The organism is Azospirillum sp. VT-I1, assembly GCF_055698305.1.
This window is the reverse complement of sequence record NZ_CP168804.1, coordinates 161,402-174,163: the sequence shown is the minus strand read 5'-3', so window position 1 is coordinate 174,163 and position 12,762 is coordinate 161,402. Positions and strand designations below refer to the sequence as shown.

The 12,762-nt window shown below is 66.2% G+C and carries 10 protein-coding genes; 2 read left to right on the top strand and 8 right to left on the bottom strand.

Annotated elements, in window-relative coordinates:
- Positions 1-7: 7 nt before the first annotated feature.
- Positions 8-910 carry a DMT family transporter gene (locus AB8P05_RS23200; protein ID WP_472761065.1) on the bottom strand — a complete coding sequence of 301 codons (903 nt, stop codon included), beginning with the start codon at positions 908-910 and terminating at the stop codon, positions 8-10.
- Between the two features lie 370 nt (positions 911-1,280).
- Between AB8P05_RS23200 and AB8P05_RS23195 the strand changes: the two genes are divergently transcribed.
- Positions 1,281-2,969: a methyl-accepting chemotaxis protein gene (locus tag AB8P05_RS23195; protein ID WP_472761064.1), complete on the top strand. Its 1,689-nt coding sequence runs from the start codon at positions 1,281-1,283 to the stop codon at positions 2,967-2,969.
- A 76-nt stretch (positions 2,970-3,045) separates the two neighbouring features.
- Here AB8P05_RS23195 and AB8P05_RS23190 read toward each other — a convergent pair whose 3' ends face one another.
- From AB8P05_RS23190 to AB8P05_RS23180, 3 genes are all read right to left on the bottom strand, one after another.
- Positions 3,046-4,248, bottom strand: a complete 1,203-nt coding sequence (locus tag AB8P05_RS23190) for a CaiB/BaiF CoA transferase family protein (RefSeq protein ID WP_472761063.1) — start codon at positions 4,246-4,248, stop codon at positions 3,046-3,048.
- 200 nt (positions 4,249-4,448) lie between these two features.
- Positions 4,449-5,738, bottom strand: coding sequence for a 4-aminobutyrate--2-oxoglutarate transaminase (gabT, locus tag AB8P05_RS23185; protein ID WP_472761062.1), 1,290 nt, complete (start codon positions 5,736-5,738; stop codon positions 4,449-4,451).
- Between the two features lie 23 nt (positions 5,739-5,761).
- Entirely contained in the window at positions 5,762-7,222 is a 1,461-nt protein-coding gene (locus AB8P05_RS23180) for a succinate-semialdehyde dehydrogenase (protein ID WP_472761061.1), read from the bottom strand.
- Between the two features lie 217 nt (positions 7,223-7,439).
- Between AB8P05_RS23180 and AB8P05_RS23175 the strand changes: the two genes are divergently transcribed.
- On the top strand, positions 7,440-8,006 hold the full coding sequence (locus tag AB8P05_RS23175) for a cupin domain-containing protein (protein WP_455175201.1): 567 nt from the start codon (positions 7,440-7,442) through the stop codon (positions 8,004-8,006).
- A gap of 158 nt (positions 8,007-8,164) precedes the next feature.
- On the opposite strand, the gene AB8P05_RS23170 is transcribed toward AB8P05_RS23175, so the two are convergent.
- From AB8P05_RS23170 to AB8P05_RS23155, 4 genes are all read right to left on the bottom strand, one after another.
- Positions 8,165-8,920 (bottom strand): ABC transporter permease, encoded by a 756-nt coding sequence (locus AB8P05_RS23170; protein ID WP_472761060.1) that lies wholly within the window; start codon positions 8,918-8,920, stop codon positions 8,165-8,167.
- A gap of 70 nt (positions 8,921-8,990) precedes the next feature.
- Positions 8,991-10,241 carry an ABC transporter permease gene (locus AB8P05_RS23165; protein WP_455175122.1) on the bottom strand — a complete coding sequence of 417 codons (1,251 nt, stop codon included), beginning with the start codon at positions 10,239-10,241 and terminating at the stop codon, positions 8,991-8,993.
- 273 nt (positions 10,242-10,514) lie between these two features.
- Entirely contained in the window at positions 10,515-11,561 is a 1,047-nt protein-coding gene (locus AB8P05_RS23160; RefSeq protein WP_472761059.1) for an ABC transporter substrate-binding protein, read from the bottom strand.
- Positions 11,562-11,629: 68 nt separating this feature from the next.
- A complete protein-coding gene (locus AB8P05_RS23155) occupies positions 11,630-12,739 on the bottom strand; it encodes an ABC transporter ATP-binding protein (protein ID WP_472761058.1) in 1,110 nt (369 codons plus the stop codon).
- Between the last annotated feature and the right edge of the window lie 23 nt (positions 12,740-12,762).

Here is a 12,762-nt window from a genome sequence, read left to right as displayed (position 1 = left end):
CTTCCCCTCACGGCACCTCCGCCACCCCCTCCGCCGCCACGCCGCGCTTCACGCGCTGCTCGCGGTAGACGATGAACAGGCCGCTGCCGATGATCAGCGCGGCCCCTACCCCCATGCGGACGGTCGGCGCGGTGCCCCAGACGGCGAGGTCGAGGATCACCGCCCACAGGATCGACACATACTGGAACGGCACCACCACCGCGGCCGGGCTGAGCTGCAGCGAGCGGTTCATCATGGCGTGGCCGGCCAGCGCGGTGATGCCCAGCAGCCCCAGCAGGAAGAAGCCGGCCCAGCCCGGCGCCGACCAGGACCAGGGCAACGCCGCACCGCCGATCAGGATGCCGCCGACCATCTGGTTGCCGACCAGCGTCAGGCTGGAGGCGGAGCGCAGGACGCGGGTGGAGATCACGCCGGCGGAGAAGATGACCGCACCCAGCAGCGCCACCAGCGACGGCCACAGGTCGAAGCGGCCGGTCGGGTTCAGCACGATGACGACACCGACGAACCCCACCAGAACCGCCGCCCAGCGGCGCCAGCCGACGCTCTCGCGCAGGACCAGCACCGACAGCGCGGTGACGATCAGCGGCGCCGACATGTAGATGGTCATCACGTCGGCCAGCGGCAGATAGCCGACCGCCCAGTAGAAGCAGGCGACGTCCACCGTCATCAGGAGGACGCGCAGGACGTGCAGCGGCAGCCGGTCGACGGCGAAGACCCTGGCCACGCCCTCGCGCCGGATCATCGGCGCCAGCACCGCCAGCCCGAACAGGCTGCGCACGGCGATCAGCATGGCGACCGGATGGTCGGCCACCAGCCATTTGCCGAGCGCGTCGTTCAGCGTGAAGAGCGTCATCCCGCCCAGCATCATCAGGATGCCGAGGCGGGTGTCGGTCGCGGGTGCCGCGGTCATGGAACGGTCCGGGGAGTTGGTTGAGTGTGTAATCGATGTGAAGGCCAGCCCCTACCATAGCCCGAAGCAAACCGCAACCAAACCGTTAACACTCTATATAATACAAACCGAGCGCAGTCTGAATTTCAAATACTTCGAGATATTTTGTTGCTCTTTTTTGATAAAGAATTTTGGGTCACCAAGAGTCAATAAGAACTAACCCCATCCGCATGCGTGTTATGCACTAGCATTATGTTAATTAATAAATGAAAACATAATTCGAAATGATTCGTGGATGGTTAATTCAATTTAATCACCATGGACCGCACAAAAGTCTGATCCTACTACAACAAAAATCCATACCTTGCAAAAGCGGGAGCAAAAAGAGACCATGCCTGGCCTTTCAGATCTGTCCATCTCCAAGAAATTGACCGGCGCTTTCGCCGCACTGGTCGCCATCTCCATGATCGTCGCCTTCTTCAGCTATTCGAAGCTCTCGTTCATCGAGACGTCGAATGACTGGACCGTCCACACATATGAGGTTCTCGAGGAGGTCTCGAGAATCCAGGCATCGATGGTGGACCAGGAAACCGGCGTCCGCGGCTATCTGGTGGCGGGAGACGAAAGGTTCCTGGAACCATACCGGACGGGACAGCGCGCCTATGCGGAGGCCTTCGCGAAAGCGAAGCAGTTGACCGCGGACAACGCGGCGCAACAGGCACGCTTCGTGGAGGTGGACCGGCTCGCGCAGACTTGGCGGACGACGGTCGCCGAACAGGAAATCGCACTCATGGCCAAGGCGGAAACCCGCGAGCAGGCACGTACCCTGGAAGCGTCCGGCGCAGGAAAGGCGTCGATGGACGGTCTGCGCGCCAAGATCGCGGAAATCGACAAGGTCGAGCGCGATCTTCTCACCAAGCGGGCCGCCGCCCAGGCGGAGGCATTCTCCACCTCGTACACCGTGACGTTGGCCGGCGGCATCGCCATGGTCGCGGTCGCGGCCGGCGCCGGCATGCTGCTGTCGCGCGGCATCGCCGCACCGATCCGCAACATGACCGCCATGATGGAACGGTTGGCCGCCGGCGACAACGGCGTGCTGATCGAGGGGCAGGACCGCCGCGACGAGATCGGCGCCATGGCGAAGGCCGTCGAGGTTTTCAAACACAATGCTGTCGAGAATGCCCGTCTGGCGGCTGAGCAGGAAGGGCTGAAGGCGAAGGCGGACGCGGATCGCAAGGCGGCAATGGCGGCAATGGCCCAGAGCTTCGAAGCCAGCGTCAAAGCCGTCGTGGAAAGTGTCGCGACGGCGTCCGCCCAAATGCAGTCGGCGGCGACCTCGATGGTCGAAACGGCGGAACAGACCAGCCATCAGGCCGGGGCCTCCGCGGCGGCGGCCGAACAGACCTCGGCCAATGTGCAGACCGTCGCCGCGGCCACCGAGGAAATGTCGGCATCGCTGCTCGAGATCTCCAAACAGGTCAGCACCTCCTCGCAGATCTCCGCCCAGGCGGTCCAGGATGCGACGCGAACCAACGACACCGTCGCCGGGCTGGCGAGCGCCGCCCAGAAGATCGGCGAGGTGGTGACGCTGATCCAGAGCATCGCCGGACAGACGAACCTGCTGGCGCTGAACGCAACCATCGAGGCGGCGCGTGCGGGAGATGCCGGCAAGGGCTTCGCCGTCGTCGCGTCGGAAGTGAAGAACCTGGCAACCCAGACCGCCAGGGCCACCGACGAGATCGCCGCCCAGATCGCCACGATGCAGGCGGTAACCACGGATGCCGTCGAAGCGATCAAGGGGATCGGTTCCACCATCACGCAGATGAGCGGCATCGCCACGGCGATCGCCTCCGCGGTGGAGGAACAGAACGCGGCAACCAGCGAGATCTCGCGCAACGTGACGCAGGCTGCTTCGGGAACCAGGGAGGTTTCCACAAACGTCATCGACGTGCAGAGGGCGGCCAACCTGAGCGGCAGCATGGCGGGTCAGGTGCTCGACGCGGCGGGCGAACTCTCGCGGGAAGCAAAAACGCTCAGCTCCGCGGTCGACGAGTTCCTGCGGGGCGTTCGCGCTGGCTGACGACAAGCTTGCGATCCGGAGGGGGTGTGAACGCTACCGCTTCACCACTCCCCCGCCGGCGTCACTTTTCACACCCTCAGATCACACCCGTACCCCGCAAGGACGCGATATCGGCCTCGCTCAAGCCGAGCGATTCCGCCAGCACCGCATCGGTGTGCTGGCCCAGCGTCGGCGGGGCGGTGTCGTGGACCAGCGGCGTGCCGCTGTAGCGGATCGGGCTCGCCACCGTCGGCACGCTGCCCTGGGTCGGGTGCGGCAGATCCTGGTGGATGTTGCGGGCCTTCACCTGCGGGTCCTCGAAGACCGCGGTCAGGTCGTTGATCGGGCCGCAGGGCACGCCGACCTCCTCCAGCGCACTCAGCCAATCATGGCTGTCGCGGGTGCGGATGACCTCCTCCAGCAGCGGCACCAGTTCCTTGCGGTTGGCGACGCGGGCCGGGTTGGTGGCGTAGCGTTCGTCCTTCGCCAGTTCGGGACGGCCGGCGACCGTGCAGAACTTGGCGAACTGGCCGTCGTTGCCGACCGCCAGGATGATGTGGCCGTCGCGGGTGGCGAATGCCTGATAGGGCACGATGTTCGGGTGGGCGTTGCCGAGCCGCTGCGGCGCCTTGCCGCCGACCAGGCAGTTCATCGCCTGGTTGGCCAGAACCGCCACCTGGACGTCCAGCAAAGCCAGATCGACCTGCTGCCCCTCGCCGGTGCGGTCGCGGTGGGCCAGCGCGCCCATGATGCCGATGGTGGCGTAGAGGCCGGTGAAGATGTCGGTCACCGCGACGCCGACCTTGACCGGGCCGCCGCCCGGCTCGCCGTCGGGCTGGCCGGTGATGCTCATCAGCCCGCCCATGCCCTGGATCATGAAGTCGTAGCCGGCGCGGTTGCGGTACGGCCCGGTCTGGCCGAAGCCGGTGATCGAGCAATAGACCAGCCGCGGGTTGACCGCCTTCAGGCTGTCATAGTCGAGGCCGTACTTGACCAGCCCGCCGACCTTGAAATTCTCGATGACCACGTCGGCCTGGGCGGCGAGCTTGCGCACAAGCTCCTGACCCTCCGGCCGTTCGAAGTCGATGGTGATGGACCGCTTGCCGCGGTTGGTCGACAGGAAATAGGCCGACTGGTCGCCGGCCCAGGGCGGACCCCAGGCGCGGGTGTCGTCGCCGGCGCCCGGCCGTTCCACCTTGATCACGTCGGCGCCAAGATCGGCCAGCGTCTGCGCCGACCACGGCCCGGCGAGAACGCGCGACAGTTCCAGCACCCGGATGTGCGACAAGGGTCCGGCCAAGGTCTCTTCCTCCTGATTTATTGGCACTCCCCCGCCCTTGAGTCCCCTCTCCCCCGGGGAGAGGGTCAGGGTGAGGGGGATGCGTTGCGTGACGCCGATTGAAGAGCCGGAACGTCACGTTTCTTGAAAATCCACCCCATGCGTCCCCCTCACCCTAACCCTCTCCCCGGGGGGAGAGGGGATATGGGGGATGGAAGAGGTTACGCCGACACCAGTTCTTCCAGGGAACGCTCGATGATGTCCAGCCCTTCGTCGACCAGGGCGTCGGACGCGGTCAGCGGGACCAGGACGCGGATGACGTTGGCGTAGGTGCCGCAGGACAGCAGGATCAGGCCCTTTTCCGCCGCCTTGGCGACCAGCGCCTTGGTCAGGTCGGCCGCCGGCTCCTTGGTCTCGCGGTCGGTCACCAGCTCCATGGCGACCATGGCGCCCAGGTTGCGGACGTCGCCGATCACCGACAGGCTGTTGCGCTGGGCCATGGCGCGGAAGCGGCCGGCGATGCGCTCACCGAGCTTCTCGGCGCGCTCGACCAGCTTCTCTTCCTCGATGACGTTGATGACGGCGAGCGCGGCGGTGGTCGCCAGCGGGCTGCCGGCATAGGTGCCGCCGAGGCCGCCGGGGATCGGGGCGTCCATCAGGGCGGCCTTGCCGGTCACCGCCGACAGCGGGAAGCCGCCGGCGAGGCTCTTCGCCATGGTGACGAGGTCCGGCTCGATCCCGGCATGCTCGACGGCGAACATCTTGCCGGTGCGGGCGAAGCCGGTCTGGATCTCGTCGACGATCATGACGATGCCGTGCTTGTCGCAGACCGCGCGGATCGCCTGCAGGAAGGACGGCGAAGCGATGTTGAAGCCACCCTCGCCCTGCACCGGCTCGATGATGATGGCGGCGACGCGGCTGGCGTCGACGTCGGCCTTGAACAGGGTGTCGAGCGCCTTCAGGCTCTCCGCCTCGCTGATGCCGCGATAGGCGTTGGGGAAGGGCACATGGAAGATCTCGGCCGGGAAGGGACCAAAGCCGACCTTGTAGGGCACGACCTTGCCGGTCAGGCCCATGGTCAGCAGCGTGCGGCCGTGGAAGCCGCCGGAGAAGGCGACGACGCCGGGACGGCCGGTGGAGGCGCGGGCGATCTTGACGGCGTTCTCCACCGCCTCGGCGCCGGTGGTGAAGAAGGCGGTCTTCTTCGGGGTCGGGCCGGGGACCAGCGCGTTCAGCTTCTCCGCCAGTTCGACGAAGCTGTCATAGGGCGTGACCATCGCGCAGGTGTGGGTGAAGCGGTCGAGCTGACCCTTGACCGCCTCCATCACCTTCGGGTGGCGGTGGCCGGTGTTCAGCACGGCGATGCCGCCGGCGAAGTCGATGAAGCGCTTGCCCTCGATGTCCCACATCTCGGCGTTTTCAGCACGGTCGATGTAGAAGGGCATGCCGGCGGAAATGCCACGGGAGACGGCGGCCTCGCGACGGGCGACGAAGGACTGGTTGGTGCTCATTTTCATGTTCCCTTTGACGACGGTCAGGCGCCGAGGCCGACGCAGAGATATTTGACTTCCATGAAATCATCGAGGCCGTACTTGGAGCCTTCGCGGCCGATGCCGGACTCCTTGACGCCGCCGAAGGGGGCGACTTCGGTCGAGATGATGCCCTCGTTGATGCCGACGATGCCGTATTCCAGCTTTTCCGCCACGCGCCAGACACGGCCGATGTCGCGGCTGTAGAAATAGGCGGCGAGGCCGAATTCGGTGTCGTTCGCCATGCGGATGGCGTCCTCTTCCGTCTCGAAGCGGAAGAGCGGGGCGACCGGGCCGAAGATCTCCTCGCGGGCGACGCGCATCTCGGTGGTGATGTCGGTCAGGATGGTCGGCTCGAAGAAGGTGCCGCCCAGCGCGTGGCGCTTGCCGCCGAGTGCCACCTTGGCCCCCTTCTCCAGCGCGTCGCCCATCAGCTCTTCCACCTTGGCGACGGCGTCGGCGTTGATGAGCGGACCCTGGGTAACGCCGGGCTCCGCACCGTTGCCGACCTTCAGCGCCTTGACGGCCTCGGCCAGCTTGGCGGCGAAGGCGTCGTAGACGCCGGCCTGGACCAGCAGGCGGTTGGCGCAGACGCAGGTCTGGCCGGCATTGCGGTACTTCGACGCCATGGCGCCCTTGACTGCCTCGTCGAGGTCGGCGTCGTCGAAGACGATGAAGGGGGCGTTGCCGCCCAGCTCCAGCGACACCTTCTTGACCGTGCTGGCGGCCTGCCGCATCAGCAGCTTGCCGACCTCGGTCGAGCCGGTGAAGCTGACCTTGCGGACGATCGGGCTGTGGGTCAGCTCATGGCCGATGGCGACCGGGTCGCGGCCCATGACGATGTTGAAGACGCCGGCCGGGAAACCGGCACGCTCCGCCAGCTCGGCCAGCGCCAGCGCCGACAACGGGGTGTCCTCGGCCGGCTTGACCACCACGGTGCAGCCGGCGGCCAGCGCCGGGGCGACCTTGCGGGTGATCATGGCGTTCGGGAAGTTCCACGGCGTGATCGCCGCGACGACGCCGATGGCCTCCTTCAGCACGACGATGCGCTTGTTGGCGGCGAAGCTGGGGATGACGTCGCCATAGGCGCGCTTGCCCTCCTCCGCGAACCACTCGATGAAGGAGGCGCCGTAGACAACCTCGCCGCGCGATTCGGTCAGGGGCTTGCCCTGCTCGGCGGTCATCAGCTGGGCCAGATCCTCCTGCGCCGCCAGGATCAGGTCGTACCAGCGGCGCAGGATGGCCGCGCGCTCCTTGGCGGTCTTGGCCTTCCAGCCCGGCAGGGCGGCGTTGGCGGCGTCGATAGCCTCGCGCGTCTCGGCGGCGCCCATGTCGGACACTTCGGCGATGACCGCGCCGGTGGCGGGGTTGGTGACCGGGAAGCTCTTCCCGGAATCGGCCGCGCGCCACGCACCGTTCACGTAGCCCTTGGTTCGGAGAAGGCCCTGGTCGTTCAGCGACAGCATGTTCTATCCGCCCTGGATGAAGGATTGTGGAACCGTTAGGCCGCACCCGGCGAAATTTCCCTTGTTTGTCAAGGGCTTCTGCGCGGGGGCCTGGATAATGGAAAGAAGCGTACCATGTTTAATAAATTAAACAACCCCTGTTTAGCTGTTCATATTCTAATGACGGGGTTGCGCGAATGGGCTATTGCCTAGAGTGGTGTGGAGCAGGAGTCCGATGATGGAATTCGATGTCGGCGCCAGGTTGAAGCAGATCCGCGAGCAGCATGGGCTGTCTCAGCGGGCGCTCGCCCAGCGAGCCGGAGTGACCAACGGCACGATCTCTTTGATCGAGCAGAACCGCAGCAGCCCGTCCGTTTCGTCGCTGCGCAAGGTGCTTCAGGGCATCCCGATGACGTTGGCCGAATTCTTCTCCTCCGACGATTTGCCGCCGCCCGAGCAGATCTTCTTCAAGGGCGACGAGCTGATCGAGTTGGCCGGCGAGCTGAAGGGCACGGTCGGCCAGGTTTCCTTCCGGCAGGTGGGCGACCTGCGCAGCCGCAACCTGCAGATCCTCCACGAACGCTACGCCCCCGGCGCCGACACCGGCCGCACCATGCTTCAGCATGAATCCGAAGAGGGCGGCATCGTCATCAAGGGGCAGATAGAGCTGACGGTGGGCGACCGCAAGCAGCTGCTCGGCCCCGGCGACGCCTATTTCTTCGACAGCCGCGTCCCCCACCGCTTCCGCAACGTCGGCGACGTGGAGTGCGAGCTGATCAGCGCCTGCACGCCGCCTTATTTGTGATGCGGTGGAGTGCGGTGCCCCCTCCCTTCCCACGGCTACGCCGCGGGCCCCTTCCCTCCCCGCTTCGCGGGAGAGGGTGGACTGGCGGAGCGGCGGCAGTTCCCTCTCCCTCGTAGAGGGGGAGGGTTAGGGAGGGGCAATTGCACCTCCCACTCCCCCTACCCCGCATTCCCCTTCAGCCGCTCGTTGCGCCGGCGCAGGTATTCCAGCGTCGACAGCATGCAGACCGAGATCACCGTCAGCACCACCGCCACCGCGGTGATGGTGGGGCTGATGTTCTCGCGGATGCCGCTGAACATCTCACGCGGAAGCGTGCGCTGCTCGGGACCGGCAAGGAACAGGACCGTCACCACCTCGTCGAAGCTGGTGGCGAAGGCGAACAGCGCGCCCGACGCCAGACCCGGCAGGATCAGCGGCAGGATCACCTTGCGGAAGGTCAGCAGCGGCGGCGCGCCGAGCGAGGCGGCGGCGCGGGCCAGCGTCATGTCGAAGCTCTGCAGGGTGGCCGAGACTGTGATGACGACGAAGGGGGTCGCCAGCGCGGTGTGGACCAGGATCAGGCCCAGATAGTTGCCGGTCAGGCCGAGCGGCGCGAAGAAGAAATAGACGCCGACGGCGGTGATGACGACCGGGACCACCATCGGCGACAGCACGACGGCCAGCACCAGCGGCTTCCACCTGCTCTTCCACTGGGCCAATCCCAGCGAGGCCAGCGTGCCCAGCACCATCGACAGCATGGCGGAGGCCACGCCGATGATGACGCTGTTCTTCAGCGCGTTCATCCAGCGGGCGGACCCCAGGAAATCCTCGTACCAGCGCAGCGACAGGCCCGGCAGCGGATAGGTCAGGTAGGTGCTGGAGCTGAAGGACAGCGGCACGATCGCCAGGATCGGCGCCATCAGGAAGAACAGCACCAGCGTGGCGGAGACGACCGTCGCGATCCAGGCGATGCGCTGGCTGGCGGTCCGGGGGAATGGTTCGCGCTCAATTCTTCAGACCTCCCGTCGTCTGGCGGCCGAGCGCCAGCTTGCCGTAGAGCACCGCCAGCACCACCGTGGACAGCAGCAGCACCGCGCCCAGCGCCGAGGCGAGGCCCCAGTTGACCGTTTCCGTGGTGTAGAAGGCGATGAAGGACGAAATCATCTGGTCGGCGGCACCGCCCACCAGCGCCGGCGTGATGTAGTAGCCGATGGCCAGGATGAAGACGAGCAGGCAGCCGGCGCCGATGCCGGGAATGGTCTGCGGCAGGTAGATGCGCAGGAAGGCGGTCGTCGGCGGCGCGCCCAGCGAGGCGGCGGCCCGCATGTAGGCCGGCGAGATGCCGCGCATGACGCTGTACAGCGGCAGGATCATGAAGGGCAGCAGCACATGGGTCATCGCCATGTAGACGCCGAAGCGGTTGTAGATCAGCCGCACCGGCTCGTCGATGATGCCCAGCCATTGCAGGGAGCCGTTGACGATGCCCTCGCTCTGCAGGATCACGATCCAGGCGCAGGTGCGCACCAGTAGCGAGGTCCAGAAGGGCAGCAGCACGAAGATCATCAGCAGATTCGACCGGCCGGTCGGCAGGTTCGCCAGCAGATAGGCGACCGGAAAGCCCAGGATCAGGCAGAGCGCGGTGACGCCGAAGCCGATCTCGAAGGTGCGCAGGAAGACGTCGCGGTAGATCGACTGGTCCGCCGGGGCATGGACGATGTCGCCGTCCGGGTTGCGGGTCAGGTCGACCGCGGCCAGCAGGTAATAGCTGGTGACCGGACCGCTGGCGCTCTTGATCGCCGCCCAGCTCTCGCGCTCGCCCCAGGCGGGGGCGATCTCGATCATCGTCGCCTTGGCGGTGCCGGGAGCGGGCTGCTCCTTCAGCTTGCGGCCGGTCGACAGCAGCGTGGTGCGGAAGCCGTTGACGACGTAGTTCAGCCGCTTGGCGGCGACGGCCAGCGTCCCGGCCTCGCGCGCGGTGCGGATGTCGGCGGCGAGTGCGGCGAAGGCGGCCTCGTCGGGCAGGCCCTGGCCGTTCCACCGCTCCAGCGCCGCCACGGTCTGCGGCATCACCTGCGGCACCTCCCAGTCGTCCACCGACTTCCAGATCATGCCGGCGAGCGGCACGACGAAGGTGAACAGCAGGAAGGCCAGCAGCGGCAGCACCAGACCCAGCGCACGGAACTGCCGGGCCCGCTCGGCCCGTTTCAATCGACGCTTCAACGGCACGTCGGCGCCGGCAACGAAGGCGGCTGTCATCGGCATTGTCCTGTTGGAAAGTCCCTTCCCTCTCCCGCCCCGGGAGAGGGTGGCGCCGAAGGCGCCGGGTGAGGGGTGATCCAAGGAACCATGCGGTTCGGGATTCTAGCGCAGCCCCTCACCCTTCCCGTGCTCCGCACGGGCCCCGAAGTCGCTCGCAAGCCTCGCGACTGCACTCCGCCTGCGAGCGCCTTCCGGCGCTCGCCCGGCCTTGCGGCCGTCGGCTTCGTGCCCTCTCCCGGGACGGGAGAGGGAGACATCACAACAACGTGCTTACTTCGCCGCCCACTTGTTGAAGCGTTCGGTCAGGCGGTCGATGTTCTCCAGCCAGAAGTCGGTGTTGATCTCGATCGCGTTCTTCATGTTGTCCGGCGCGGTCGGCAGGTCGGTCAGGACCGCCTTCGACAGCAGGGACGGGGCCTTCTTGTTGGACGTGCCGTAGGCGATGCCTTCGGACAGCTTGGCCTGGTTCTCCGCCTTGCCGACGAAGTTCAGGAACTTGTAGGCGGCATCAACGTTCGGGCTGCCCTTCAGGATCACCCAGCTGTCGATGGTGTAGAGCGCACCGTTCCACACCATGCCGAAGTTCTTCTTCTCGTTCTTGTTGGCGGCGTCGATGCGGCCGTTGTAGACCGAGGTCATCACCACTTCGCCCGACGCCAGCAGCTGCGGCGGCTGGGCGCCGGCCTTCCACCACACGATGTCGTTCTTGATGGTGTCCAGCTTCTTGAAGGCGCGCTCGATGCCGGCCTCGGTGCCCAGCACCTTGTAGACGTCGGCCGGGGCCACGCCGTCGGCCATCAGCGCGATCTCCAGCGTGGTCTTGGCGCCCTGGCGCAGGCCGCGCTTGCCCGGATACTTCTTGGTATCGAAGAAATCGGCCCAGCTCTTCGGCGCGTCCTTCAGCTTGTCCTTGTCGTAGCCCAGCACGAAGTCATAGACGATGGCGCCGACGCCGCAGGCGTTGACGGTGGCCGGCAGATAGGCGTCCTCGCCGCCGATCTTGGAGTAGTTCAGCTTCTCGTACAGGCCTTCGTCGCAGCCGAGCGCCAGCTCCTCGCTCTCGACCTGCACGACGTCCCAGGTGGAGGCGCCGCCCTGGACCTTGGCGCGCAGGACGCCGACGCCGCCGTCCCAGGATTCGTCGTTCATCGGCGTGCCGGTGGCCTTGAACGGCTCGAAATAGACCTTCTTCTGGACGTCCTGATAGGCGCCGCCCCACGACACGACGGTCAGGTCGCGGGCGCTGGCGGCGGACGCCAAGGCGGTGAGGGCGGTGAAGGTCGCAGCGAAACCGAGAGCCACCTTAATCTTCGACATGATCCCCGTCCTTATTCGTCGTGGTTGTTGTTGCTGGAAGGCACCCTGGCGCCCGAGGAACCACGTCCTCAGACCGGATCGAGCGCCCGGCAGTCCTCCGGGCGGAAAGCGATGTAGACGTCCTGGCCCGGCGCCAGACCGGCATAGGAGCCGGCCGGCAGCTTGACCATGAATTCCGGATTGGCGGGCGTGGACAGGATCGCCAGCGTATGGTCGCCGACATAGATCAGGTCGGTCAGCGTCGCCGGCAGGCGGTTGATGGCCGTATCGCCGCTGTCGCCGGTCTCGATCGCCACGCGTTCCGGCCGGATGGACAGCGAGCTGCGGCTGCCGGGGCCGCCGACATTGACCGCCTGCGCCACCACCGAGCCGCCGGCATCCAGCGTCACCCGGGCCCAGCCCTGTTCGATATTTTCAACAACCCCGTTCAGAACATTGTTCTCGCCGATGAAGTTGGCGACGAAGCTGTTCACCGGCCGCTCGTACAGCGCATCCGGGCGGTCGATCTGCTGGACGATGCCGTCGTTGAACACCGCGATGCGGTCGGACATGGTCAGCGCCTCCCCCTGGTCGTGGGTGACGTAGACTACGGTCAGGCCCATCGTCTCGTGCAGGCGCTTGATCTCCAGCTGCATGTGCTCGCGCAGGCGCTTGTCGAGCGCGCCCAGCGGTTCGTCCATCAGCACCAGGGCGGGGTTGAACACCAGGGCGCGGGCCAGCGCCACGCGCTGCTGCTGGCCGCCGGACAGCTGGCCGGGACGGCGCGACGCCAGGTTGCCGAGCTTGATCATGTCGAGCGCGGCGGCCACGCGCTCCTTGGTTTCCGCCTTGGAAACGCCGCGGACCGACAGCGGAAAGGCGACGTTTTCCTCGATCGTCAGATGGGGAAACAAGGCGTAATTCTGGAAGACCATGCCGATGTCGCGCTTGTGCGGCGGCACGTTCTTGATCGGCCGGTCGCCGATGAAGATCTCGCCACGGGTCGGCACCTCGAACCCGGCCAGCATCATCAGCGTGGTGGTCTTGCCCGACCCCGACGGCCCGAGAAGCGTCAGGAATTCGCCCTTGCGGATGTCGAGATCGAGGCTTTTCACCACCAGATGCTCGCCATCGTAGGTCTTCTGCACCCCGGTGAAGCGCACCAGGGTCTCTGTCGTCGCGATCATCCCGCCGTCCATCCGTCCGCTCCCGTCACAGGCGC

Coding starts and splice junctions, on each gene's coding strand:
- AB8P05_RS23160 (WP_472761059.1), bottom strand. CDS start 11,561: ATGTCGAAGATTAAGGTGGCTCTCGGTTTCGCTGCGACCTTCACCGCC.
- AB8P05_RS23165 (WP_455175122.1), bottom strand. CDS start 10,241: ATGACAGCCGCCTTCGTTGCCGGCGCCGACGTGCCGTTGAAGCGTCGA.
- AB8P05_RS23155 (WP_472761058.1), bottom strand. CDS start 12,739: ATGGACGGCGGGATGATCGCGACGACAGAGACCCTGGTGCGCTTCACC.
- AB8P05_RS23180 (WP_472761061.1), bottom strand. CDS start 7,222: ATGCTGTCGCTGAACGACCAGGGCCTTCTCCGAACCAAGGGCTACGTG.
- AB8P05_RS23175 (WP_455175201.1), top strand. CDS start 7,440: ATGGAATTCGATGTCGGCGCCAGGTTGAAGCAGATCCGCGAGCAGCAT.
- AB8P05_RS23195 (WP_472761064.1), top strand. CDS start 1,281: ATGCCTGGCCTTTCAGATCTGTCCATCTCCAAGAAATTGACCGGCGCT.
- AB8P05_RS23200 (WP_472761065.1), bottom strand. CDS start 910: ATGACCGCGGCACCCGCGACCGACACCCGCCTCGGCATCCTGATGATG.
- gabT (WP_472761062.1), bottom strand. CDS start 5,738: ATGAGCACCAACCAGTCCTTCGTCGCCCGTCGCGAGGCCGCCGTCTCC.